This window comes from Wukongibacter baidiensis, assembly GCF_050888315.1.
GTDB classification, from domain to species: Bacteria; Bacillota; Clostridia; order Peptostreptococcales; family Caminicellaceae; genus Wukongibacter; species Wukongibacter baidiensis.
This window is the reverse complement of sequence record NZ_CP138202.1, coordinates 5,483,192-5,508,532: the sequence shown is the minus strand read 5'-3', so window position 1 is coordinate 5,508,532 and position 25,341 is coordinate 5,483,192. Positions and strand designations below refer to the sequence as shown.

General features: G+C 34.3%; 22 protein-coding genes. 5 read left to right on the top strand and 17 right to left on the bottom strand.

The window, feature by feature from the left end:
* Positions 1-320: 320 nt before the first annotated feature.
* From R9X47_RS24860 to R9X47_RS24845, 4 genes are all read right to left on the bottom strand, one after another.
* Complete coding sequence (locus R9X47_RS24860; protein WP_432663804.1) at positions 321-1,649, bottom strand: FAD-dependent oxidoreductase; 1,329 nt, start codon at positions 1,647-1,649, stop codon at positions 321-323.
* Between the two features lie 591 nt (positions 1,650-2,240).
* Positions 2,241-3,491, bottom strand: coding sequence for an NAD(P)-dependent oxidoreductase (locus R9X47_RS24855; RefSeq protein WP_432663803.1), 1,251 nt, complete (start codon positions 3,489-3,491; stop codon positions 2,241-2,243).
* A gap of 105 nt (positions 3,492-3,596) precedes the next feature.
* Positions 3,597-4,340: an SDR family NAD(P)-dependent oxidoreductase gene (locus tag R9X47_RS24850; RefSeq protein ID WP_432663802.1), complete on the bottom strand. Its 744-nt coding sequence runs from the start codon at positions 4,338-4,340 to the stop codon at positions 3,597-3,599.
* An 80-nt stretch (positions 4,341-4,420) separates the two neighbouring features.
* Positions 4,421-5,140 (bottom strand): SDR family oxidoreductase, encoded by a 720-nt coding sequence (locus R9X47_RS24845; protein WP_432663801.1) that lies wholly within the window; start codon positions 5,138-5,140, stop codon positions 4,421-4,423.
* A gap of 231 nt (positions 5,141-5,371) precedes the next feature.
* On the opposite strand from R9X47_RS24845, the gene R9X47_RS24840 reads away from it, so the two are divergent.
* Positions 5,372-5,758 (top strand): winged helix-turn-helix transcriptional regulator, encoded by a 387-nt coding sequence (locus tag R9X47_RS24840; protein WP_432663800.1) that lies wholly within the window; start codon positions 5,372-5,374, stop codon positions 5,756-5,758.
* Positions 5,759-5,856: 98 nt separating this feature from the next.
* Positions 5,857-7,281 carry a recombinase family protein gene (locus R9X47_RS24835; protein WP_432663799.1) on the top strand — a complete coding sequence of 475 codons (1,425 nt, stop codon included), beginning with the start codon at positions 5,857-5,859 and terminating at the stop codon, positions 7,279-7,281.
* Between the two features lie 53 nt (positions 7,282-7,334).
* Here the strand turns inward: R9X47_RS24835 and R9X47_RS24830 are convergent, their stop codons facing one another.
* Together R9X47_RS24830 and R9X47_RS24825 are read right to left on the bottom strand one after the other, a co-directional pair.
* Complete coding sequence (locus R9X47_RS24830; RefSeq protein ID WP_432663798.1) at positions 7,335-7,949, bottom strand: class I SAM-dependent methyltransferase; 615 nt, start codon at positions 7,947-7,949, stop codon at positions 7,335-7,337.
* A gap of 191 nt (positions 7,950-8,140) precedes the next feature.
* A complete protein-coding gene (locus tag R9X47_RS24825; protein ID WP_432663797.1) occupies positions 8,141-10,033 on the bottom strand; it encodes a PocR ligand-binding domain-containing protein in 1,893 nt (630 codons plus the stop codon).
* 273 nt (positions 10,034-10,306) lie between these two features.
* Between R9X47_RS24825 and R9X47_RS24820 the strand changes: the two genes are divergently transcribed.
* Positions 10,307-11,917, top strand: a complete 1,611-nt coding sequence (locus R9X47_RS24820) for a recombinase family protein (protein ID WP_432663796.1) — start codon at positions 10,307-10,309, stop codon at positions 11,915-11,917.
* A gap of 62 nt (positions 11,918-11,979) precedes the next feature.
* Positions 11,980-12,915 (top strand): AEC family transporter, encoded by a 936-nt coding sequence (locus tag R9X47_RS24815; RefSeq protein WP_432663795.1) that lies wholly within the window; start codon positions 11,980-11,982, stop codon positions 12,913-12,915.
* A gap of 31 nt (positions 12,916-12,946) precedes the next feature.
* Here R9X47_RS24815 and R9X47_RS24810 read toward each other — a convergent pair whose 3' ends face one another.
* The 10 genes from R9X47_RS24810 to R9X47_RS24765 all read right to left on the bottom strand — a co-directional run bounded on the left by R9X47_RS24810 (position 12,947) and on the right by R9X47_RS24765 (position 23,154).
* The gene (locus tag R9X47_RS24810) at positions 12,947-13,639 is read right to left on the bottom strand and encodes a response regulator (protein ID WP_432663794.1); all 693 of its coding nucleotides are present in this window, start codon (positions 13,637-13,639) and stop codon (positions 12,947-12,949) included.
* Entirely contained in the window at positions 13,632-15,218 is a 1,587-nt protein-coding gene (locus tag R9X47_RS24805; RefSeq protein WP_432663793.1) for an ATP-binding protein, read from the bottom strand. The genes R9X47_RS24810 and R9X47_RS24805 overlap by 8 nt, the downstream gene beginning before the upstream one ends.
* 13 nt (positions 15,219-15,231) lie before the next feature.
* Entirely contained in the window at positions 15,232-15,603 is a 372-nt protein-coding gene (locus tag R9X47_RS24800) for an FMN-binding protein (RefSeq protein WP_432663792.1), read from the bottom strand.
* Positions 15,604-15,624: 21 nt separating this feature from the next.
* Positions 15,625-16,371 carry an ABC transporter permease gene (locus R9X47_RS24795; protein WP_432663790.1) on the bottom strand — a complete coding sequence of 249 codons (747 nt, stop codon included), beginning with the start codon at positions 16,369-16,371 and terminating at the stop codon, positions 15,625-15,627.
* A complete protein-coding gene (locus tag R9X47_RS24790; protein WP_432663788.1) occupies positions 16,352-17,119 on the bottom strand; it encodes an ABC transporter ATP-binding protein in 768 nt (255 codons plus the stop codon). The genes R9X47_RS24795 and R9X47_RS24790 overlap by 20 nt, the downstream gene beginning before the upstream one ends.
* A 6-nt stretch (positions 17,120-17,125) precedes the next feature.
* Positions 17,126-17,707: a UbiX family flavin prenyltransferase gene (locus R9X47_RS24785; protein WP_432663787.1), complete on the bottom strand. Its 582-nt coding sequence runs from the start codon at positions 17,705-17,707 to the stop codon at positions 17,126-17,128.
* Between the two features lie 20 nt (positions 17,708-17,727).
* Positions 17,728-18,582: a UbiA-like polyprenyltransferase gene (locus tag R9X47_RS24780; RefSeq protein WP_432663786.1), complete on the bottom strand. Its 855-nt coding sequence runs from the start codon at positions 18,580-18,582 to the stop codon at positions 17,728-17,730.
* Positions 18,569-20,008 (bottom strand): menaquinone biosynthesis decarboxylase, encoded by a 1,440-nt coding sequence (locus tag R9X47_RS24775; protein ID WP_432663785.1) that lies wholly within the window; start codon positions 20,006-20,008, stop codon positions 18,569-18,571. Before R9X47_RS24775 ends, R9X47_RS24780 begins: the two co-directional genes overlap by 14 nt.
* 11 nt (positions 20,009-20,019) lie before the next feature.
* Positions 20,020-20,991: a polyprenyl synthetase family protein gene (locus R9X47_RS24770; protein WP_432663783.1), complete on the bottom strand. Its 972-nt coding sequence runs from the start codon at positions 20,989-20,991 to the stop codon at positions 20,020-20,022.
* A gap of 180 nt (positions 20,992-21,171) precedes the next feature.
* Positions 21,172-23,154, bottom strand: a complete 1,983-nt coding sequence (locus tag R9X47_RS24765; protein WP_432663782.1) for an NAD(P)/FAD-dependent oxidoreductase — start codon at positions 23,152-23,154, stop codon at positions 21,172-21,174.
* An 822-nt stretch (positions 23,155-23,976) separates the two neighbouring features.
* Between R9X47_RS24765 and R9X47_RS24760 the strand changes: the two genes are divergently transcribed.
* Complete coding sequence (locus tag R9X47_RS24760; RefSeq protein WP_432663781.1) at positions 23,977-24,930, top strand: ABC transporter substrate-binding protein; 954 nt, start codon at positions 23,977-23,979, stop codon at positions 24,928-24,930.
* A 142-nt stretch (positions 24,931-25,072) separates the two neighbouring features.
* Here R9X47_RS24760 and R9X47_RS24755 read toward each other — a convergent pair whose 3' ends face one another.
* Positions 25,073-25,336 carry a DUF3243 domain-containing protein gene (locus tag R9X47_RS24755; RefSeq protein WP_432663780.1) on the bottom strand — a complete coding sequence of 88 codons (264 nt, stop codon included), beginning with the start codon at positions 25,334-25,336 and terminating at the stop codon, positions 25,073-25,075.
* Positions 25,337-25,341: the final 5 nt, after the last annotated feature.

Genomic DNA, 25,341 nt, shown 5'->3' with positions numbered 1-25,341 from the left:
TAAGTTGAGTTTTACTAAGAACTCTATACAACTAGCCAAACCGCCTGAATTTTAAAACCTTAAACCCGGATTATTCATTCTGAAACGCTCTGGGGCTCAACTCTTAGAACAGTCTCTCTCTTGAATGAAGTTCATGATACAGGCTGTAAAGTTAACGTCATTCTCTTTGGCCAAAAAAAAGAGAGCCTAAAAGACTCTCTTTGACTTTTTAACCCTCAAAAGCTAACTTTAAACAGCGCACTTAGCACGTTTGTAAAAGCATTTCGTAATAAAATAGAATTTTCTATAGCTAATTAAATCTTAATATCAAAGTATGCAAATTATTCAGCACTCAATCCAGCTAAGTTCAACAAGTTCCACGGCTTATTAAAGTGTGGTTGGAAGAAGAAATCAACAAATGCCAATTCATCTATAGTCATCTTGTTTTGAAGAACAACTGACATAGTATTTATTGACTGAGTTAAATCTGTTTTTGAGTTGATCTGTGCACCTAAGATTCGTTTTGAATCTTTTTCATAAACTAGCTTAAGTGTAGCCTCATCATAGGTAGGCATAAACTCTGGTCTATCATTATCCTTAACAGTTACTGTCTTTACATCAAGACCAGATGCCTTTGCAGCATTCTCTGTTAGCCCTGTAGAAGCTATATTGTGCTCATAAATCTTGATTCCAGAAGTCCCTTGGGTACCCATGTATCTTGTAGTAGGTTCAACTAAGTTTCTCGCCGCCAGGGTCCCCATACGAACTGCATTTGTAGCCAACGGAATATATCTATGTTCTCCAGTAGGATTATATATAACGGCACAGCTGTCACCTGCTGCAAATACATCTTTCTTACTTGTACGCATATATTCATCAACTATAATGGCACCATTACCAAGCATATCAACTTGATCTTTAAATAAACCTGTATTTGGTCTAAATCCAATACACATGATTACTAAATCAGTTTCATATTCACCTTTATCAGTGATTACCTTCTTAACCTTGCCGTCCTCACCTTCAAACTTTGTAACAAGTTCTCCAAGGGCAAGCTTTACAGAATGGTCTGTAAAGGCTTTCTCAGCTACATCTGTGAATTCCTTATCTAAGTATTTACTTAAAATACGATCCTCTGCATCGATTAGTGTAACGTTCTTTCCATTCATTTCAAAGGCTTCTACAAGCTCTACACCTATATATCCTGCTCCTACTACTATAATGTTTTTTGCATCCTTAGCCTTCTCAATAATAGTATTTGAATGGTAGAAATTCTTTGATAACAATACATTTTCTAAATCAATTCCTTCAAGCTTTGGAATTATCGGCCATGAACCTGTTGTTATAATCAATTTGTCAAATGTATCCTCAAACTCTTCATTTGTATCTAAATTACGAACCTTAAGTTTTTTACTATCTACATCAACATCCAATACGTCATGCTTCATTTTAGTATCAACACCAAGTTTAGCTAACTCCTCAGGTGAAGAGTAAAATAATCCTTGAGGGTCCTTTATTACTCCTCCAACATATAGAGCAATCCCACAAGATAAGAATGAAATGTTGTCATTTCTTTCATAAACAGTTATTTCTGCATCGGGATATAGTTTTGCAGTATTTATTATTGCCGCCGTTCCAGCATGGGTACAACCTATTACAGCTACTTTCATTTTTTTACCTCCTATTAACTCACACATTTATTTTTGTGGACAATGATTATCAATATCATTAAAATGCTAAAAAATATATTTCATTGTAGTTAATGAATTTTCTTCCTTACTGACTCTATATTTATAATACCCGATACAAGAAAGTTTAAACTTTCATTTATTATTTTTTTCACATTTAACCCGTATTATTTTTGACAATTTTAAAACTCTGCTGATTCAAACTTTTCATAAATAATACAGGTTAAAATATATTTATAATATGGACCCTTTAAAACATAGAGCTTTAAAGACTATTGTAAAAATTGCTTATGAAATTGCTATTGGAAAGCGAGGGATATCGAACACTAAAGACGATAAAAACAAGGAAACAAAAAAAGAACAGGATAGCTAACTATCCTGTTCTCAGATTGTTAACAAAGTTAACAAGATGTTAGGCTGTTAAGAAGCTCGAAGTTCAAGGCGTGCTGAAGCCAAGAGACCGCAGCGTATAAAGACATACGTAAGGGTTCTTGGATGAAGCAACAACGAAGAAATTCGGGTTTCTTAACAGCCTCAGAGCAGGATAGCTAACTATCCTGCTCTTTATCAGTTTTATTTTTCATTTTCACCATACTTTTCTGAGAGATATTCATGCATAGCCTCGGCAACCTTCTTTGAGTATTTTACTGCCTCTACTACCGTTCGTGCGCCCGTAACCACATCACCTGATGCAAATACTCCATCTTTAGTTGTTCTTCCACAATCATCGGTTATAACTAAACCAAACTTATTTACCTCTATTCCTTTAGAGTTGGAAACTATATTTGCCTTAGGTCCCTGACTTATAGAAATAATTATGGAATCACATTCAAACAAGCTCTCAGAACCCTCTATATTTACTAATTTCGCTTCTTCTCCATCCTGTACCTTTTTCGTTTCGATATATCTTACTCCTTCTTTAGTACACTCAAGAGGAGATTTATAAAATTCAAATCTTACTCCATCGATTTGAGCATATTCAACCTCATATTTACTGGCAGATACATCTTCCATACCCTTCCTGTACATTAGGTATACTTCACGAGAACCCTTTCTCAAGGCCGTTCTTGCAACATCCATAGCTACATTTCCCGCGCCAATTACGCATACCTTCTCTCCTAAATTATAAACCTCAGGGTTTTTCAAATAATCTATTGCATAATGTACATTTCCTAAGCTTTCTCCCTTAATACCTAGTTTTCTAGGCTTCCATACACCGGTTCCTATGAATAGCGCATCATAGCCGTCTCTAAAAAGGTCTTCTATGGTTAGTACCGGCCCTATTAAAGTATTTGGTCTTATTACTACACCAAGCTTAATCAATTCATTCTTTAATCTATCTATTATATTCTTAGGTAATCTGAACTCAGGAATTCCATATCTAAGCACTCCACCAATCTTGTCATTGGCTTCAAATATCGTAATATCATAACCCTTTAGCGCTAAAACAAATGCTATTGTAATTCCTGCTGGTCCTGACCCTATTATACCTATATTACCCTTTAGCTTTTTCTTAGGCTTTAAGTCCATTACATTTAAGCTGTAATCTGAGATATAATTTTCAATTGTACTAATATGAACAGGACTTGATTTCTTTCCTAGAATACAATGTCCTTCACACTGGTTTTCATGAGGGCAAACCAAGGAGCATACAACGGATAAGGGATTATTTTTAAATAATGTTTCGCCGGCTTTATTGATATTTCCTTCCAATAATAAGTCTATAACCTCTGGTATTGGCGTATTTATTGGACAACCTTTTTGACACCTAGGGTTTTTACATTGCAGGCATCGTTTTGCTTCATCTATTATGTGTTTTCCCATGATATCAACTCCTAATTAAATCCTGTAGTTTTTTGTACAATTATACAGGAGTATTAGATATGATTCAACTTAATTATTTTTTCGTAACTTATATATATGACACACCTATATATAAATCATCTTCTTTGTCATCCCACCATCTATAACAATATTCTCTCCATTTATAAAATCATTCTCTTCATCTGTGAAAAACATACATGCTCTAGCTATATCCCCTGGCTTTCCAACCCTTGATGAAGGATGCTGTCCATGATCTAAAGAACTTAAATCCTCATAATTATCATTCTGAATCCAACCTGGACTAATGCAATTAACCGTTATATTTTCTTTGCTCAGCGAAATGGCTAGTGCGTGGGTTAGGGAAACTATTCCGCCCTTTGAAGCTGCATAGGCCTCAGAATCCTGCTCAGACATGAGATATCTTGTTGAAGCTATGTTTATTATTCTCCCATAGGAGGTATTTTTATTAGTCTTAGCAAATTGTTGTGATGTAATGAAGAAACTTCTCAAATTAACATCTATAATCTCATCCCATTCGTCTATCGTTAAGTCATATAATGACTTAAACTTGCTAATCCCAGCATTATTAATAAGTATATCTAAACTTCCATATTCATTTACAACATATTCAATCATCTCGATTATTTCATCTGGAGATTTCAAATCAACCTTATAAAAGATTGAATCAAATCCTAGAGTTTTATATTCCTTTACAAGCTCGGTTCCATTTTTTTCATCTATATCAGCAAGTACTACCTTGGCTCCTACTTCGCAATAGGCCTTTGCTATGGCTTTCCCTATTCCATTAGCGGCTCCTGTTATTAAAACAACTTTCTCTGTATATATCACACCAATTACCTCCTTAAATCAAACATAAGACTACTTACACATGTAAGTAGCCTTTTAATTAATTAAAATATTACTATTCCTTAAGAATCTTGTCTAGTTTGAGCAATAACGATTTCTCTTATACATACATTCTGAGGTTGTGAATAAGCAAAGTGAATTGCATCAGCTATATTTTCTGGTTGAAGTCCACCACCTATTTCCTTTTTCCAATCGGTATATCCATCCTTTATCTCATCAGAAGTTGTGTGACTTAGTAGTGCTGTTTCAACAACCCCTGGAGCTATCACTACCATTCTTACATTGTGCTTTGCTACCTCTTCCCTTACGTTTTCCGTAATTGCATGTACTGCAAATTTAGTTCCACAATATGCAGCATGATTTGGGAAGGTCTTTCTTCCTGCAATAGAGCTTGTATTTATAATAGTTCCTTCATTTCTCTTTATCATATCATCTAGTACTACGTGAATACCATTTAGTACTCCCATAACATTTACATCAAGCATTTTTTTCCATTCTTTAGGGTCTTGGTTTTGAGCCTCACCAAGCAGCATGATCCCTGCATTGTTCACTAAACAATCTACCTTGCCAAATTTTTCTTCAGCTTCAGCTATAGCAGCCTTAAATGACTCTAGGTTAGTCACATCTACGCTTCTACAAATTGTATTTGGAAGGTTTAACTCTTCTAATTTCTCTTTTCTTCTCGCTAACAATAATAGAGGATACCCTTCATTTGATAGCTTTATAGCCGTTGCTCTACCGATACCTGAGCTCGCTCCTGTTATAACTACTAATTTTTTCATTCTTTAAATTCCTCCTATATATTCAAAAGATGGTTTCGGGATCCCTCTTATGTTATTTAGTATAAGGCTTAACAAAAAAAGTGTAAAGTATGCACTTTGTTGATATATAGTATCTTTGATGATACTATATATACATATTGATAGTAGAATTAACAGCCTAGATATATAGTGTCTTTGATGATAGTATATATAATAATATGTAACTTAGACTATTGTTTTGGAGTTGATAGAATGAGTAATGAAATGGATAACATAAAAAAGGTTAGCTGTGAAATAGAGCTTACTTTAGCAGTTATTGGGGGCAAATGGAAACCCCTTATCATATGGTATCTTGGTACTACAGGAACAAAACGCTTTGGAGAAATAAGAAAGTTCATACCAAAAATAACCCATAAAACCTTAACTAATCAATTAAGAGAGCTTGAAAAAAATAAGCTTGTAGAAAGAAAGGTCTATCCAGAGGTTCCTCCTAAGGTCGAATACTCTATAACTGAAAAGGGCAAGACTTTGCTTCCTATACTCGAGATGATGTGTACGTGGGGCCAGCAGAATTCAGAGCTTAAGTATGAACTTATTAACAAGCTTTGTGACGGTAAGAAGAAGAAAAAGTATACATAGATAGTATAAAATCCTCAAGCCATGCTTATTTAGATCTTTCTCTCTAAGTCAGTCTTTTTCATAAACTCCCTGCATATAACTGCTATAGGAGTGGTTTTATGAAAAAAGTTGCCATATATATAAGGGTATCCACACAAGAACAAGCTAAAGAGGGCTATTCTATCCCTGCTCAAAGGGATAAACTTTTATCTTTTTCAAAGGCGAAGGATTGGATAGTTAGTAACGTATACATTGATGATGGCTATACGGGAACAAACCTTGAAAGACCTGCCTTAAAAAGAATGTTAGAACATATGGATGATATTGATCTAGTTCTTGTATATAAGCTCGACAGATTATCTAGATCTCAAAGGGATGTTCTGTACTTAGTTGAAGATATATTTCTAGAAAACAATGTCGACTTTGTAAGTGTTTTAGAGTCTTTCGATACAGCTACACCCTTTGGTCGTGCAATGTTAGGTATATTGGCCGTATTCTCGCAGCTTGAAAGAGATACTATTGTAGAGAGATCTAAACTAGGCAAGGAAAGAAGAGCAAAGGAAGGTAAATGGCGTGGTGGACCTGTTCCCCTCGGTTATGATTATATCGATGGAAGCCTCATGATAAATGAATATGAAGCTAATATAATCAGACTAGTATTCCAAAAATATATAGCTGGACTGGGCATGGACAGCATTTGTAAGGAACTAAATTCCAAGGGCTATAGAAGTAAGCATAGTGCAGAGTTTACAGTTTCTAAAATAAAGACCTATCTAAATAATCCACTCTATGTTGGGATGATCCCCTACAAAGATATGCAGTTTAATGGCTCCCATGAATCTATAATTGATATAGAAACCTTCAACTTGGCCAAGTCCCTTATGAAAAAACGCAGTATTTCCTATCGTAAAACTTCTGATTCACTCTTAGGAGGTCTTTTAATTTGTGGAAAATGTGGATCTAAAATGTTTAGAAGGAATATCAGAGATTATCAATATTATATTTGCTATACCTATCACGGCTCTCCTTCCCATATGGTAACTGCTAAAAGCTGTAATTTGGGATATATAAATGCTTCAAAGCTAGAAGCCCAGATTATATCACAGTTAGGTTGTTTGCCGATTGATAAATCTATATTGACTCCTTTTATAAAGGACATCTTAGAGTTAAATACAACTAGTATGGATAAAACTTCTCTAAATGGACTTGAAAACGAACTAACTATGGTAAATACAGAATTGTCTCGATGGTACGATGCCTACGGAAAGGGGCATATGAATTTTACTGAAGTTGATAATAGAATCGAGCTTGCTTTAAAAAAGAAAAAAAATATACAAGAGCAAATAGCCTCTCTATCACAGTTAAAAAATGAAGCTCAAAGTAATGATACTAATGCAGATCAATTAAAATTGATTATTGAAAATTTCGACTGCATATGGGAAAATGCTACCCTCAGTGAAAGAAAAATTATTTTGAAGGGCTTTATAAAATCAATAATTGTTTATAAAAATACACCACCAACTATTAATTTTCTTGAGGAATAGAATATGGAACGGCTGCATATATAACCGTTCCATATATAAATATATAAATTCTCTTATTTTTTCTTTCGAACAATATAATCAACAAATCCTTGTCTAATTCTTTCACCCTCAAATATTCTTTCAAGAACCCTGTTTTCTTTAACTAAAATTTCCATATCATTAAAGTGAGCATCGCCTTCATCGATTTCATAATATGAATGAATAACTGTTCCATCGTCTTCCGCTTGTACAAACTCTCCCTTTTCTAATTCTTCACCCTGTCCATATCGGAAATCATTTACAGTAAGAAAATTCACAAAACATAATCCCCCAGGCTTCAAAACTCTCTTCATTTCATCAACACTCTTTGAAATGTCCTTTTTGTTCATATGAAATACAGCATTATATGAGTAAACATAATCCATTGATGCATCTTCAAATGGAAGCATTCTCATATCACCCCTGGCAATGTTAAGCTCTAGATCATTTTTCTCAGCAAACATATTGGCCTTATCCAACTGCCCTTCGTCGAATTCTATACCAAAAGTTTTATATCCGTTTGTAGCAAAGAGTGCTAATGGAGGACAGTTTCCACCAGCACCGCAATCTAGTACAACCTTCTCTAATCCCTCGTCGTTACAATACCTTAAAAATTTGTAAAGCTGTGTGTGTCTAAAAATAATATCCATACTTATCCCTCCTGTTTAATTTACAATACATATTATATATTCTAAAACCTTAGATTTACAGACTTTATCTGTTCTGCCGTAGCAGATGAGATTGGAACAATACTTAAGAACGAAAAAAAGACGGCTATATTGGTGACGCACGACATAGCAGAAGCTATATCTACAAAAAGACATAATAGCTTTAAAGGTTCTCAACCAATCTCATTAAAACCATATATATCGGAAAATTCAATATCTACAACTTCAATATTATTTCTTATAACCTCTAATGACTTTGCTAGCTCATCTATGTTAACATCGTCCTCTACGTGCCTTATAGGGAACTTTAAAATAAACTCACTGCCCATTCCATATTTACTTTTAACCTCGATATCTCCATCGTGTAAATCCATCAGCAGTTTAACTAATGATAGGCCGATACCACTTCCTTCATGATTTCTCCTAATAGATTTGTTCACCTGTCTAAAACGATCAAATATCATAGCAACCTTGTCTTCCGGAATCCCTATTCCCGTATCCTTTATAGAAATACATATCGCCTTGTCTGTCGTAGACACTTCAACTACTATCTCTCCACCAAGCTCCGTAAATTTTACTGCATTAGATAATAGATTTAACATAATTCTTTCAACGGCATTAACATCGACTGCGACAATAAACTCCTCAACCTCCGTATCAAATATAACTTTAATGTTGTTGCGCTGTACGTACCTAGCTACTGACATAGTTATATCCTCAATAACATTTACAATATTAATATTCTTTATCTCTAGCTCAAAATATCCTGAATCTATTTTTGTAATATCTAAAAGATTATTACAAAGCCTTAAGAGCCTATGGGTATTTTGCTTAAATACTTTCAAATACTTATTTATATATGACCTCTCACTTCTGGTTACCCTTCCCGTTAAATCCTTTTCAAAGAGTTGTATAGTGCTGTATATTAAGTTTAATGGCGTTCTAAATTCATGGGATAGATTCGCAAAAAATTCAGTTTTTAATTTTTCATATTCTCTGGCTTCATTTAAAATTCTTCTCTCTTCCTCAATTTTACTCTGCATTTTTTTGATTTTTTTCCGTTCTGATATATCACGCCCAACAGCTAAAATTGCTGTTTTACCTTCATAGGGAAAAAGAGTACCAGTCGCTTCAATGTCAATGGATTTGCCACCTATGCTAATCAGTCTTTGTTCCGTTAAAGGTAATGTTCTTCCAACATTAACATATCTAGCACACTCAAGAGCAAGGCTTCTATCCTCTGGGTGAATAAAATTGAATATATTTCTTCCAATGACATCCTCATGTCTTTCTATACCTACAAGCTTAGAAAATGCATGGTTCGCAAGGATAATAGTTCCCTTATCATGGACCACAATAGCATCGGGCATTATTTCAACTAGCTTCCTGTATTTTTCTTCACTTATCTTAAGCTTTCGTCCAATGATTTTACGTCTTCTTATATCAATTTGTAACTTTTTGTTTGCTATAGCTAATTTTCTTGTTCTCTCTATAACTCTTTCCTCTAGTTTTTCATTTGCCTTTATTAGTAAATTTTCTGTTTCTTTTTGTCTTAGTCGATTTAATCCCATACTCGATAGCATATCAGCCAAATTAGAAAAATAGGCCATAGTGGCTTCAACTTTTTCCCTTGTAAAAATTGGTATTTGAGAAACTGTTTCCATATATGAATCTTGATCATATCCAAACATTTCAGCTTGTTTTCGAAAAAACTTAAGATCGGGCTCTTCAAAAAGAAATTGACCTAAGCAGAGCATCCCCATATAGTTCTCCTCAACTATAATAGGAACGGCTGCTTCCATTAGTCCATTCTTACATTTATAAAGCACAAATCTTTCACCCTCAAGTGCCATATTTGAAACCGCCAAATCACTTTCTTTACACATTAAAGCACTCTTTATATCCACCCTATGAAATTTTGTGCATACATCCTGCCAGCCTATACCACTCAAAATAGTTCCTTCAGCATTAAGAAGTCCGTGTGGAATTTTAGTTATGTTATAAAATTCCTTCATAAGCTCTTGAAACTTGTCAAGATCTATTAAATCCTCCAATTTGTACTTCACACTCAGGTTCCCCCTTAAATCACTTATCCGTTCATAATAATGTTCTTTTTTAATTTATATACTTGAGGAGCTTTTTTGTATCCCGCCGTATTTAGACACTCTATTAATTATTCTATTACTTTTTACTCAAAAATTTTGTCGAATAAAGGAGCTATATTGAAAATTTAAGATTTTTTTAATTTTATTCTCTTTATGTAATAATATCTATCCGTCCTCTGTATTATTTAATAGAAGATATTTAAACTCGGATTATTCAGTATAATTTCAAAAGAGGTGATAGCTATTTCAGTTATAGCTATATATTCAAGAAAATCAAAGTTTACCGGTAAGGGTGAGTCTATTCAAAATCAGGTAGAGCTATGTAAAGAATATGCAGCAAAGAATTATGATGTTAAGAAGTTTCTAATATTCGAGGATGAAGGTTACTCCGGCAGTAATACAAATCGCCCCAGATATAAAGAAATGCTAGAAAAAGCAATTTTTCATAAATTTGATGTGCTCATATGTTACCGCCTAGATCGCATAAGCAGGAATATCTCTGACTTTACATCCCTTGTAGAATTACTTAGTGAAAATAATATCGACTTCATATCTATTAGAGAAAGTTTCGATACTTCCACACCTATGGGCCGTGCTATGATGTTCATCGCATCAGTTTTTTCTCAATTGGAAAGAGAAACCATCTCAGAAAGGGTAAAGGACAACATGTATAGCTTAGCAAAGTCTGGAAGATGGCTCGGAGGCAAGACTCCTATGGGATTTATTAGTGAGCAAGTAGAGTATTTTGATAATGTCAGTTCTAAAAGGAAATTATATAAGCTTTCTCCAAAGCCCTCAGAACTTAAATTAGTTACAACCTTATATAATAAATATCTTGAACTAGGCTCTTTGACAGCCCTTGAGGTTTGGGCTAAAAAGAATGATATCAAAACAAGGAGCAGTAAATTATTTGATAAAAGCATATTGAAGTTTATACTTTCTAATCCCGTTTATGCAGTTGCAGATCCTTCAATGTACAATTACTTTTCTCTTCTAAACTCTAAAATATCTAATTATAAGGAAGATTTTGATGGTAAAAAAGGTCTTATGGTTTACAATAGACATGAAGAAAAAAAGAATAGAGTTATTAAGAAAGATCCATCCCAGTGGATAGTCGCAGTCGGACTCCATCCCGGTACTATTCCATCTGAAACTTGGATAGAAGTACAAAACCTACTAAGGGAGAACAGAAAAAAAGCTCCCAGATCAGGTACGGGAAAAATAGGTCTTGTCACCGATTTGCTTAGATGTAAGAATTGCGGATCTAAGATGCGGATTTCTGTATCTAGAAGTAATAATAAGATTTATTACTATTATAAATGTTTAACAAAGGAAAGGTCCAAGGGTGTAGATTGCAATATAAATAATATTAATGGAAGAATTGCTGATAATCTTATAATTAGCGAAATCGCCAAGATAAGCTCTTATAAACAAAATCTATACCTTCATCTTTGTAATGAATTTAAAGAAATGAGAAAAATGTTAGAACCTAAATTTAATAAAGATGAGCTTCAAAAAGAAATTAAAGTCTATGAGGGTTACATAAATAATTTAACCCTAAGGCTTTCACAGCTTGAGTACAGTAATACTGGAAAATATATCATCGAGCAAATAGAAGCATTTGACGAAAAAATTTTAGAATTAAGAGGTCAGCTAGAAATACAGGACGATTCTATTAAACCTTCAGAAAATCTAAAAACTATTTCAAATGAAATTTTAAACCTTATAAATATCATTGATACACTTAATTTTGATGAAAAGAAAAGATTTATTAGGTCTTTAGTAGAAAAAATAATATGGGATGGTAATCTTTTAGAAATAAAGCTTTCCAGCTCAACATTATAGAAGGTTAATATGTTATAATCTTTATTGTACTTTAAAAGGTTTTTAATACAGGAGGAATACAAATGCTAAATGGACTAAACAGTGTATTAACTATTTTTATTATGATTGGTACAGGATTTATTCTAGCAAAGAAGGGTTTCTTTACCAAAGGAACTAGCAAGCTCTTTTCTCAGCTTGTTATCAAGGTATCTCTTCCACTCATGATGGTAGTAAGCATACCTATGAGATTTAGTAAGGAAAAACTGATTGGCTCAGCCAGTGGAATACTTGTAGCTTTTTCAAGTATTATCATAACCTATATTCTTGCAATTATAATAGCTCGTATTTTTAGAGTAGAAAAAAGTAAAAGAGGAGTCTTTTACGCCATGTTTGCTTTCTCAAACTCAATATTTATTGGACTTCCTATAAATGTTTCGTTATTCGGCGAAGAGAGCGCTACATATGTCTTTCTTTTTTACCTTGCTAACACTAGCTTGTTTTGGACATTAGCTGTATATAATATACGTAAGACCAGTTCTGAAGTAGATAAGAAATTCTCCAAAATGGAATCCATAAAAAAGATTTTTTCTCCTCCACTAATCAGTTTTATTGTTGGACTTACTTTAGTATTTCTTGAAATACAATTACCTTCTTTTATTGTTAGCTCCTTTAGATACATAGGAAACCTAACGACCCCGTTGTCGATGTTTTTCATTGGTATTGTAATATATTCAATTGATTTCAAAGAAATAAAACTGGATGTCCCCAGTTATTTAATAATAGCTGGAAGATTTATTATTGCTCCATTTATGATGTACCTATGTCTTAAACTATTTGAGCTACCAAACATTCTAAACAACGTTTTTATCGTAGAAGCAACCATGCCGATAATAACTCAAGCGGCACTGGTATCGGAGTTTTATGGAGTGAACTCAAAATATGTATCCTTCATGGTTGGCTTTACAACGGTTTTAAGCATATTGATCATTCCTATTTATTCATTTATTTTAATTAAGTAAAAAGCTACTAGCCATTAGCTAGTAGCTTTTTTTATTCTTCTTTCAACCTATAATTATTCTTAGGTCTACCCACTTTTCCGTATTCTAGCTCAATAACAAGCTTTTTTTCCTTTTCTAAGTAATCCAAATATCTTCTTGCTGTGATCCTAGAGATTCCTATTTCCTTAGCAAGCTGCTGAGATGTAAAGGTCTTCCCCTTCATATCCTCAATTCCCTTTAATATTTTTTCATAGGTATGTTGACTAAATCCTTTGATTTCGCTAATATCATCCTTTTTTGATGATTGCGGTTTCTTTTCCTTCAAGGTATATCTATCAATTATATCTTGTTCTACACTTTCAATACTTCCAAAGCTGCTTTTTCTGTTTCTGTATTGAATCATTGCCTCATTAAAGCGTTTGAATACAAAGGGTTTTACTAAATAGTCTACTGCTCCATATCGAAATGCATCTTCAACAGTTTCCATACTTTTATCAGCTGTAATTAGTATAACATCACACTTTATATTCTCTCTACGTATCCATTTCAGAAGCTCTAGCCCTTTCCCTTGAGGAAAGAAAATATCCAATAATATTAAGTCTGGATGACCTTCTAATATAGATTCCTTAGCCTTCTCTATAGAATTAACGCTGTCATATAGTTCATAGCCCTCAACCTTTTTCAAAAACTTCTCGTTTATTTCCCTTACCATCGGGTCATCTTCAACTATAATCACCTTAATCATCTGATGCTCCCCTTTCTAGCGGGATAAATATATCCCATATAGTTCCGCCATTCTGTAAAAGCTTTATAGTTCCTCCAGTACTATCAACTATTTCCTTCACTATACTCATACCAAATCCCCTATTGCCTGATTTCGTTGTAATACCTCTTTGAAAAATCCTTTCCCTAATTTCCTTACTCATTCCGGGCCCATTGTCCTGAACCAATATCCTCAATCCTTCTTTATCTGAATTTAGCTTTACTAAGATTTTTCCATCTTCAATCTTAACTAACTCATCAATAGCATTTTCAATTAAATTTCCTATGATTGAACAAACTTCATCGGCAGTTATATTATTTTCAGGGATCTCTTTTAGGTTTGAATCCGGATCAATTTCTAAGGATATTTTTGCCTCCGATGCCTTATGATATTTTGCCAAAAGCAGCCCCGATACATGGGCATCCTTTATTTTATCGCTTAGAATACCTGAGATTTCCTTCCTTTCCTCAGATATATATGAAATATAATCCACAGCCTTGTCGTATTCTTCTAATTGTATCAGTCCCGAAATTGTATGCAGCTTGTTCATAAACTCATGGTTCTGAGCTCTGAGTGCACATGTTAGCTTCTTAATGCCAGTCAATTCCTCTGCCATTTGCTTAACCTCTGTTAAGTCCTGAAAACTACACACCACACCAATGACCTCATCCTTGTGATCTCTTAATAGATTGTGACTACAGTGCAATATCTTGCCTGGGCATATCTTTATCTCATGGTTGTATATAGATTCCTTTTCCTTTAATACCTTTAGGATTTGATCAGTAAAGGCAGAGTTGAAATTGGATATATTTTTCCCTTTATACCTGTCTTTAAAACCCAAAATTTTCTTAGCTGTCTTATTAAAAAATATGATTTCACCATCCTGATCTACAGCTAAAATTCCGTTTCTAAAACTATGGAGTATTATATCACGTTGTCCCAGAAGCAATGCAATCTCCTTAGGTTCTAATCCAAAAATGGTTCGTTTTATAGTAAATGATAGCAATGAAGCGCCGCCTATTCCAATTAAAAGACCCACAATCAAAGATCGATAAATATTAGATCGGTATAGACTAGTCTCTTCATAGACTCTATCAGTTAAAATTGCTACCTTAACAGCACCAACTTGCTTTCCTTCATAATGGATAGGTACAAAGGCTCTAATATTTGAAAATAAGGGGTTTCTAAATGCAGATATATACGACTCCCCTTTTTCTAACACCTTCTCCTCCCCACCAGCTTTATACCTTTTACCCAACCCCCTTTCATAGGGATATGAGTATTGAATACCCTCCATGTCCATGACAATAATATACTGAAATCTAGTGTTTTCTCTAAATGTCTCTATGATGTGCTGAATCATTCTATAATCCTTAGTAGTTCCTAGGGTTTCTTGTATTATATCCATGGAAGCAATAGTTACCGCTAAATCCATAGCATTGTTCCCCATTCCACTTTCAACGGTATCTTCTAATTGTTCGAGGGTTAATACTCCTATCCCACCTATTACCACAATTAGAATAATTGTTATAAATAAAGTAATTTTGTATTGTAATTTCAAGAATAGATCACCTCTAAATCTCATTCTTCGGCTTTGCTTTGGCCTTTTTTAATGCGTCCTCTATAGCGTCAAGAAGCCCCTCACTTGTATAGGTAGCCCCTGTTATTATATCCACATCTACGCTATTCTTCTTTATAACTCTCTTAGGAATTTCTTTATAAACTATTTCCCCAACTATCGGCACCGGTTCATCATCTATTACTTCGATATTTGTTATACTATATTGATCCGTAGTTACTATAACCTTTATATATCCATGATATGCCTCTCCATAGCCTTCATAAACGCCTTCTTTATATAGTATCTTCTTAGGCCCACAAGCTACTAGAGCTACTAGAGCAACTATCGATAAAGTAATAAGAATGGTAATTTTTACATTTCTCAATTTTACTAGCCTCCTACCAAGCTATTTATCCCAAGAACATATATGAACTTCCAATATATCTATGGTAATAAAAAAAATTAGTCCTATGACGCTCAAAGTTAAAATACCTGAATACATCTGAATATAATTGATACGCATCCATGAATCCATTATAAAATAACCCATACCATACTCAGTACCAAAGTTTTCAGTAAAAAACAATACAGAAATAGCTGTACCTATCCCTAATCTAAGAGATGTCAATATCGCAGGGATTGTTGCAGGTAAAATAATCTCATTGATAATTCTGTATGTACCTGCTCCTAATGAATACATAGGATATAATACTTCCTCCGGTATATTTTTAACCTCATCTCTGATATTAATTACAATTGGAAAAAATGTAATCATAAATATCATAATAACCTTTGTTAGCTCACCTAGTCCAAATATAAGCATTACTATCGGTAGCAAAGCAATCTTAGGTATAGGGTAATTAAAGTATAGAATTGGTGAAAGTATTGAATCCACTTTTCTAAAGTATCCCATCAATATACCTAGGGGTATCCCTAGTAGCAAAGTAAGTAAAATTCCAAACACAATTCTCCTCAAACTGTATATGGCATGGATTGCTATTTGACTTTGAAAGGTTTTTCCCATATTGACTATTATCTTTACGGGAGTGGGAAATATGGATTTATTTAAAATAACACCTATAACCTGCCACAGTATAAATATCAATACAAAAGCATAGACAAAGCTAATGCTTTTATATTCTTTCAATCTCATTTGCCCCTTCACCCCTTAAAGCTTTAATGATTTTATTATTTAATTGCCCATACTTCTTATCTAATCCATTGTGAACTTTTCCAAAGAAAGGATTGTCTATCACCTCTAAAATCCTCCCAGTAATCGATGAAAGAATAATGATTCTTTTTCCTAGGTATATAGCTTCCCTAATATCATGGGTAACCAATATAGTCGTAACCCTGCTTTCCTTCCAAACCTCTAAAAATAATTTTTGAACCTCTTCCCTAGTCATAGCATCCAAGGCTGAAAAGGGCTCATCCATTAAAAGCAAATTAGGCTTTAATAGAAATGCTCTAGCTATGGATACCCTCTGCTGCTGCCCGCCACTAAGTCCACTAGGATACCTATTTTTCAATTCCCTTATCCCTAGCTTCGTTAAAATTTTCTCATAATAATCTATGTCAATACATTTCCTACCATCCTTTATTCTTGCCGATAGGAATATATTCTCCTCAGCTGTCTTCCATTTAACTAAACCATAATTTTGAGGAATAAATCCAATTCTATTGGTCTTGGGATTAATTTCTCTTCCGTCTACTAGCGCTTCTCCCTCATAGTCCTTAATGATTCCCGCAAGAACCTTTAGCAGAGTAGATTTGCCTCCCCCTGAAGGTCCGATAATTACACAAATATCACCATTTGGTACTTTTAAATTAATATTTTTAATAGCTGTAACATCTCCATCTCTACTACTATATTTTACCCCCAAATTTTTAATCTCTATCATATTTAACTACCTCACACCATTCCATTCCTTATACAAGGTATTCTCCAAGTCTAAGCTCGCTAAAACCCTTCCCACGGTATTATTCACAATCTCATCTATGGTTTTAGGTTTATTATAAAAGGCAGGCATGGGAGGTAAAATAGCTACGCCTAAATCGCTTAAAATAAGCATATTCCTAAGGTGTATTGAACTAAATGGAGTTTCCCTAGGAACTAGAATCAATTTTCTCTTTTCCTTTATTATTACATCGGCTGCCCTTATAAGTAAGTTATCGGTAATTCCATTGCTTATTTTTGCTAAACTTCCCATTGAGCACGGGGCTATAACCATTCCATCGGTCTTAAAGGAACCACTTGCTACTGAAGAAAACATATCGTTTATGTTGCATAGATTTAGTCCACCATACAGCCTATTTAGTTTATCTATCCATTTTCGAAAATTAAGCTCTAATTCAAATTCTAAAACGCGTCTTCCATTCTCAGTAATAATCAGGTATACTTCATTTCTCTGCTTCAATAGTTCTTCAATGAGCCTAGCTCCATAAATACTTCCGCTAGCACCCGTTATTCCTACTATAAATCTTGCCAAGACCCTCACCTCTTAAAAACTTATATAAACATATCCAAAACAGTAAATAGCAATATCAATGGACTTACTATTTGATTAATATTATATGCTGCAATCTTCATTTTTTTCTCGTTTGATGGTGATACAATATAATGTTCAATGATTAAAAGAAAGGCACTAATAAAAATACCTATTAAATAGATAAAACCTGTACCTATTACAAAATACAACGCAACTAGAAGCAGAATCATAGTGAAGTGAAATGCTCTAGCTATTAGAAGTGCACCTTGTAATCCAAATCGTGCTGGTATAGAAAATAACCCACTCTTCCTGTCAAATTCAATGTCTTGGGTTCCATATATTATATCAAAGCCAGCCACCCATAAAGCAACCACAGCTCCTAAAATGAATGGTGGCAGGGAGAACTTACCGGTTACCGCCAGCCATGCTCCAACTGGTGCTCCAGCACAGGCAATACCAAGTACAATATGACAAGCCCATGTAAACCTTTTTGTATAGGAATATATTATGAATAGGAACAGTGCAAGGGGCGTTAATTTAAAACAAAGAGGATTAAGTTTATAGGCAGCAAGGATAAAAATAGAAAAACAAAATATAGTAATTCCCCATACTTCAATATCCTTTACAACTCCTCTGGGCATATGACGATTTGCTGTTCTAGGGTTTTTCTTATCAATCTCTTTATCTACCAATCTATTCAAGGCATTAGCTCCGTTTCGAGCTCCAACCAGAGCCACCAATATCCAAATAATAACCTCTGGAGAAGGTAAACCTTCAGCAGCCCAAAACATTCCTATTAAGGCAAAGGGCAGGGAGAACAATGTATGTGAAAACATGACTAGCTCTCCGTAGCTCTTAATCCTATCGAATACCATATTCCTTCCACCTCTTGTCTACCAAATCCTTGATTTCCTTTGACATCTCTATATCATTGGGCCACGGCCTTGCATGACCTTCGCTAGTCCATTTTTTCGTAGCATCTATCCCCAATCGATGGCCAAAATGAGCCGTATTTGAAGCATGATCCAGAGCATCTAAGGGACCCTCAGATATAACTAGATCCCTTTTAGCATCGATATTATTAAACACCTTCCATGCAACAGTTGATAAATCATGGGGGTTCACATTTTCATCAACAACTATAATCATTTTTGTGTACATCATCTGTCCAAGACCCCATAGGGCGTTCATAATCTTCTGGGCATGCTTTGGATAGGCCTTTTTAATAGAAACGATTACACAATTATGAAATACTCCCTCTAATGGAAAGTTCATATCTATTATTTCTGGACACTGAACCTTTATGAGTGGCAAGAAAATTCTCTCCGTAGCCTTCCCCAAGTAACAATCCTCCATAGGAGGTTTTCCAACAATGGTAGTTGGATAAACAGGATTCTTCTTTCTTGTAATTTTCTCGATGTGGAAGACCGGATACATATCCGCTAGAGAGTAATACCCTGTATGGTCACCAAAGGGTCCCTCTAATCTCATTTCATCTAGATCAACGTATCCTTCTAAGACAAACTCGGCATTAGCCGGTACATAAATGTCATTGGTAATGCATTTTACCAGTTCTACAGGAGATTTCCTTAAAAAGCCTGCAAAAATCATTTCATCGATCATCTTAGGTAGAGGCGCAGTAGCTGCATATATTGTTGCAGGATCACAGCCTAGAGCAACAGATACAGGCATTCTCTTTCCAAGTTTTCGATATTTTTCATATATCTCTCTTCCATCCTTATGCAGGTGCCAATGCATTCCAGTCGTTTTCTTATCATAGACTTGTAGCCTGTACATTCCCACATTTTGTTGCCCATTTTCAGGGTCCTTTGTTATAACTAGGGGAAGTGTGATATATCTTCCTCCATCTTCTGGCCAGCATTTTAATATAGGAAGCTTGTCTAAATCTGGCTCTTCTATTATCTCTTGACACGAAGCCTTTTTTACTTTCTTCGGAAAAATATTTGCCAATCTAGCTAATTTAGGGATCGACTTAATTTTATTCACAAGGGTAACATAATTAGCTACATCCATGAAATCCATAATAGTATCTGCAATCTCATCTAGGTTCTCTACCTCAAAACCCATGTTAAGCCTTTCATAACTTCCAAGAGTATTTATTACAACGGGGTAAGGAGAATCTTTTACCTTTTTAAATAATAGTGCATTTCCAAATTTTTTAGAAACTCTGTCGGCTATTTCTGTAATCTCTAAATTGCTGTCAACTTCGATCTCTATCTCGTCTAAAAGCTGTTTTTTCTTCAGATGCATAATAAAGTCCTGTAAATCCTTGAAAGCCAAAAAATCTCCCCCTAATAATTTCGTTTTAGCAGCTTTGGTACTATCTCAATAAGAATTTCCTTACTCTCACAATTCGGCAATTTGTCAATGAGGCCCATGGCCTTCTTATTATATCTATCTGCTACCCTTGCAGCCCTATCAATACCCTCGTACTTTCTCACTAGACCAATTATTTGATCTATATCATCATCACATATAGATTCCTTATTTAAAAAGCTATAAATCTCATTGTCTTTATCCTTTTCTAATGCAAATATAAGAGGTAATGTATAATAACCCCTTTTTAAATCCTTTAAAGCATTTTTTCCTAACACCTTTGTATTCCCATCGTAGTCCAATAGGTCATCTATAATTTGAAAGGCCATACCTATGTGGTAACCAATTCTCCCTAAAATCTTTTGGGTGGCTTCATCACACTTAGCTTCCCTAGCCCCTATAAAAAAACAAAGAGAAAATAAGGCAGCCGTTTTACCCGATATAATCCTTATGTACTTTCTTAAGTTCATACTATTGACATATCTTAGGTGATATTGAGTTACTTCGCCCATACATATTCTCGATACAACCTTAGATATATCCTTAAGATTTTCCGTAGTATAATCATAATCTGACAACATCATAAAGCATTGGCAAAATAAAAAATCGCCAATGTAAACTGCGTATTCCTTTCCATACTTTGACTGTACAGTTTCCACACCCCGCCTAAGCTTAGAATCATCAATAATGTCATCATGGATTAAAGTGGCAAGATGCAGCAGCTCTATAACAGCTCCAAGATTATGCATTTTTTTCGAATCATATTCCCCAAACTTTCCTGATATCAAGAGAAAAGCAGGCCTTAACATTTTACCCCCTGCATCTATCATTGGATAAATAGATTCCTCTAGGTATCTTTCTCTAGACTTAATATTCTTCTTAATAATTTCTTTTACATCTGCTAGTTCATCCATAATAACAGGATAATCAGTCCAAAATTTGCTCATTCTATCACCTTTTTTAATTGTTTAATTGAAGTATATGTATTATTTTTAAAGTTCTTCTATATTAATATTACCCTAAAGACAGTAAAAAAGTCTTTGATAACTGCTATAAAACAAATGTCCTTTTAAAAATTTTAAAAGGACATTTATAAAAAGGGGGGGGGAGTTTAAACGTTAATTCTCTTAATCTGTATATAAATAATATTTCTTAACTATACCAATTTTCTTCCACAGCTTCTTCAAAAGCGGTAATACATAATAATCTAGACCAAATACACTTCCAGAACCACCTATTAATGCAATACCTCCACCTAGGTACCAAAGCATTTCATAGGAAGCCATTCCAGAAGACCAAACCATCATTCCAATAGCAACTGAAACGATTGAGGAAACTGCTGTAAACAATCCAATTATCAATAATATACCCACTATTACCTCAGCTATAACCATACCGGCTTGGAAAATTTCTGCTAATACAGTATAACCACCATCAGATGTATAGAAGAAGGTCTCCATAGACCAACCAACTATCTCTTGTATAAACTCAGGTACCGGTAAACCTGCTGCAACATTTGAAGCAGTATCGGCAGCTGCTGTTGCTGCGCTTGTAGCATCGGCTACAGTAGCTGCTGCCGCTTGAGATACAGCCGAAGCACCTTGTGCAGCCGTTGCCGATGCAACACTAGTTACGTCAGCGGCTACCTGTGCTACCGTTTCTGCTCCCTGCTGAGCTGCTGTTGATGCAGCAGAGGTTGCGTCAGCCGCGGCAGGAGGCGGTATTAGGAAAATATGTGAAGGATCCTTTATTATCTTAGGTAACTTTTCTAATCCCTGCGCTAACCATTTATAACCTACAAGTAGTCTAAGGGGTACTAACCAAAAGTTTGGTGACGACTTAGCAAAATGTCCACCAACAAGACTTCTCTTGTCTTTAATATGGAAAATTTCATGCATTAAATAAGACCAACATTTATTGAATCCAGCAACCTGGAAGAAATATACTAGGTTTATAAAGTGCTTTACAAACATTGCGAAAAATCCAGATAGAGTAAAAAATTTACCCGGTGCTCCAAGATGAGCTACTCCATACCGACCACCTATACACACCATAGCCCCGTGAAAGGCAGGTTTATAGGCTTTCTTTTCTCCACCTTTAATATCGGTGTAGATATTATGGGCCACTAACTTAGCTGAATGCTCTGCGTTTTCAACCATCTGTGGAACTGGCCTTTCCTCACCCTCTGGAACATAAAATATGTTATCACCTACAACATATACATTCTTATGATCCACCGATTGAAGCTTTTCATTAGTTACTACTCTTTTTCTTCCCTCTTGGTTAATATTCATATCGCCTACAACATCTGAGCCCTCAACACCAGCCGCCCAGATTACCGTATTTGTATCAATGCTTCCCTTATCACCAAGGGTTACGGAGTCCTTTGCGACCTCAGTAATACGAGCACTTGTTATTATTTGAATATCTAATTTTTTTAATCTTCTTTCTGCTTTATTAATTAACTTGTCAGGAAAAATTGGTAAAATCTTAGGCAGTGCATCAACTACATATAGACTCACTTCTTTTTTATCTATATCAAAGTCCTTACATAGCCTATTCTTCCATTCCCCTAACTCACCGATCATTTCTATACCTGTGAAACCACCACCAACTACAACAAAGGTCAACATCCTCTGCCTTTTCTTTTTGTCAGTTTCCTTCACAGCTTTTCTAAACATATCCAAAATATGTTCCTTGAGATTAACTGCATCATCGTAGGACCATAGCTGGTGAGAGAATTCTTTTGCTCCCGTTATCCCAAAGAAAGTTGGCTTAGACCCTGTACCTATAACTAAATAATCATATTCATAGGAGTTCTTCTCTGATCTTAAAATCCTACTATCAAAATCTATATTAGTTATCTCATCAAGTACAACATCAACCCTTCTCTTAGCAAATACCTTCTTTAAATCAATTCTAATAGAATCCTCTGATACTCTACCTGCAGCAACTTCATGGAGCTCAGTAAGCATAGTATGATATGGATTTCTATCTATAAGAGTTATTTCTACATTACTATCTTTTTTTAACTTGTTAGCAAGCTTCTTAGCCGTTAAAATACCACCATATCCGCCGCCAAGCAAGACAATTTTTTTCTTGCCGCTCATACCAGTACCTCCTTTGTCTGTTTTTATATGTTAACAATTGGAATTTATCATTTTTTTAACAAAACATTCCATATCTAATCTTTTAATATATTTCCTCATCCATTTTTTTTACTCTCTTAGATAAAATATTATCATAGTGCCTGAACATATTAAATTTTTGGTCATTAATAATACATTTTGTTAATATTGTTCACAGATTCAAGCCCTTTATATTCCTAAAAAAATGATTAAAATTAGTTCATGTTAATTTTTTGTTTATCATCCCTATTATTCAAATTTATTTGTGGTATAATTAATAACTGTCTAAAACTCATCCATATATAATACGATAAACATCTCACATTCAAAAGATTTGACAGCCAACTCTTCTGTGGGTGGTAAATCTCCGGAATGTAATAGATTTTTCGTAATTTATATAATACTCTACTTACTCTTTAAAAACTCTAATCAATTATTTCCTTAAAATTTTCATTAACAAAACAAATAATTTTTTTCAATAAAGCTACTCTAGTATATTCAAGTAAAACTATTAATTTATATATACCCGAAAATCATCAGACATTTGGATATGTATAAATTAAGTTTTACTACGTAAATTCTATACTATATAGTTCTACACCAATAAAACTGAAGGAACGAAAGTAGTCTCTGAGGTTTCCTTTTGAGCGATTTTTATTAACCTTTTTTTCCTTTAAAATTATATAGAAAAATAGGTTGATATGATGAGCCAAAAGGATTCTCAGTGACTACTTGAGTAAGTTCAACTTTACAAGTGTAGAACTATAGGTTATATTAAAAATTTTAATATTAGGAGGTATTTTTATGTATAAAAAGGTACTAGTAACTCTTTTAATTCTTGTTCTAAGCATTGCTATAATAGGATGCTCTAAGGAAAAGTCTCAAGATACAGCTTCTCAGGATCTTCAATCCTTAACTATTGGTGTAATGCCTGATGTAGATTCAATCCCCTTCATCATTGCTAAGCATAATGGTTATTTTGAAAATGAGGGTTTAGATGTAAAAATTGAACACTTTAAAAGCGCAATGGATCGTGATACCGCTCTACAAACCGGTAATATAGACGGAGCAATATCCGACATGCTTGCCGTAGTATTTTTAAATGACAACGAATTCAATGTAAAGATTACTTCAAAAACAAATGGAAGCTTCAAACTAATAGCAGCTAAGGATTCAAATATTTCAACCCTCGAAAATCCTAAGGATAGAAGTATTGGAATATCAAAAAATACTATTATTGAATACTTAACCGATAGAATAATGGAAAATTCTAATATAGATGTTGATTCACCTAAAAAGATGGCAATTCCTAAAATACCCACCCGTTTAGAAATGCTTGAAAATGGGAAGATAGATATGGCAACTTTACCGGAACCCCTAGCAAGTGTAGCTGCATCCAAGGGTGGTAAGGTTTTAAGTAGTTCTGATAAACTGGGTATTAATCCTGGAATAATGCTATTTACTGAGGAAACTATTAAGACTAAGCCCGATGAATTAAAGGCACTCTATAGGGCCTACAATAAATCTGTTGAGTATCTAGAAAAGGAATCCTTAGAAAGCTATATTGATGTTTTAATTGAAGAGGCTGGTTTTCCTGGTGTAATCAAAGAAACCTTGACTCTTCCTGATTATGTCGAAGCTTCTATGCCTTCGGAAGAAGAATTCACACAGGTTTTAGATTGGCTAAAATCTAAGGATCTAACAAGTAGCGATTACACCCTAGATGAGCTATCGGATAAGAACTTTATTAAACCCTAATTATTCATGAACAATTAGGATTAATTCTAAGTAATATAGGCTTGTAATCATTTTTTGAAGTGGAATAAGAAAAATAGTCAATTCCTATTGTTGCTTACATTATAGTAGCTTTTACAATAGGAATTGACACAAACCTAGATTATTAATGGTCATGGTTAACCATTTTTATAATCATGTTTGTTAGAGCTTCACGCTCCTTTTTATCGCCAACTTCAAAGAGCTCTTTTAATACACGTTGTTCATGATTATCTGGATCCACATTCGAAGATAGAAATTCACCTACTTTTACTCCTATATCTTTAATGTCATCATCGGATAAACCCACTGTCTCACCCATAGATACAGCCCTTGAAAGAGTTTTTTTCCACTTGTCCCAATCATTGATTACATCTAAGTTCAAATCCATTTAAG

What these genes read in the sequence shown, in the direction of transcription:
- R9X47_RS24860 (WP_432663804.1), bottom strand. Translation starts at nt 1,649, where the DNA reads ATGAAAGTAGCTGTAATAGGTTGTACCCATGCTGGAACGGCGGCAATA.
- R9X47_RS24855 (WP_432663803.1), bottom strand. Translation starts at nt 3,491, where the DNA reads ATGGGAAAACACATAATAGATGAAGCAAAACGATGCCTGCAATGTAAA.
- R9X47_RS24845 (WP_432663801.1), bottom strand. Translation starts at nt 5,140, where the DNA reads ATGAAAAAATTAGTAGTTATAACAGGAGCGAGCTCAGGTATCGGTAGA.
- R9X47_RS24840 (WP_432663800.1), top strand. Translation starts at nt 5,372, where the DNA reads ATGAGTAATGAAATGGATAACATAAAAAAGGTTAGCTGTGAAATAGAG.
- R9X47_RS24835 (WP_432663799.1), top strand. Translation starts at nt 5,857, where the DNA reads ATGAAAAAAGTTGCCATATATATAAGGGTATCCACACAAGAACAAGCT.
- R9X47_RS24830 (WP_432663798.1), bottom strand. Translation starts at nt 7,949, where the DNA reads ATGGATATTATTTTTAGACACACACAGCTTTACAAATTTTTAAGGTAT.
- R9X47_RS24815 (WP_432663795.1), top strand. Translation starts at nt 11,980, where the DNA reads ATGCTAAATGGACTAAACAGTGTATTAACTATTTTTATTATGATTGGT.
- R9X47_RS24810 (WP_432663794.1), bottom strand. Translation starts at nt 13,639, where the DNA reads ATGATTAAGGTGATTATAGTTGAAGATGACCCGATGGTAAGGGAAATA.
- R9X47_RS24795 (WP_432663790.1), bottom strand. Translation starts at nt 16,371, where the DNA reads ATGAGATTGAAAGAATATAAAAGCATTAGCTTTGTCTATGCTTTTGTA.
- R9X47_RS24790 (WP_432663788.1), bottom strand. Translation starts at nt 17,119, where the DNA reads ATGATAGAGATTAAAAATTTGGGGGTAAAATATAGTAGTAGAGATGGA.
- R9X47_RS24780 (WP_432663786.1), bottom strand. Translation starts at nt 18,582, where the DNA reads ATGGTATTCGATAGGATTAAGAGCTACGGAGAGCTAGTCATGTTTTCA.
- R9X47_RS24770 (WP_432663783.1), bottom strand. Translation starts at nt 20,991, where the DNA reads ATGAGCAAATTTTGGACTGATTATCCTGTTATTATGGATGAACTAGCA.
- R9X47_RS24765 (WP_432663782.1), bottom strand. Translation starts at nt 23,154, where the DNA reads ATGAGCGGCAAGAAAAAAATTGTCTTGCTTGGCGGCGGATATGGTGGT.
- R9X47_RS24760 (WP_432663781.1), top strand. Translation starts at nt 23,977, where the DNA reads ATGTATAAAAAGGTACTAGTAACTCTTTTAATTCTTGTTCTAAGCATT.
- R9X47_RS24755 (WP_432663780.1), bottom strand. Translation starts at nt 25,336, where the DNA reads ATGGATTTGAACTTAGATGTAATCAATGATTGGGACAAGTGGAAAAAA.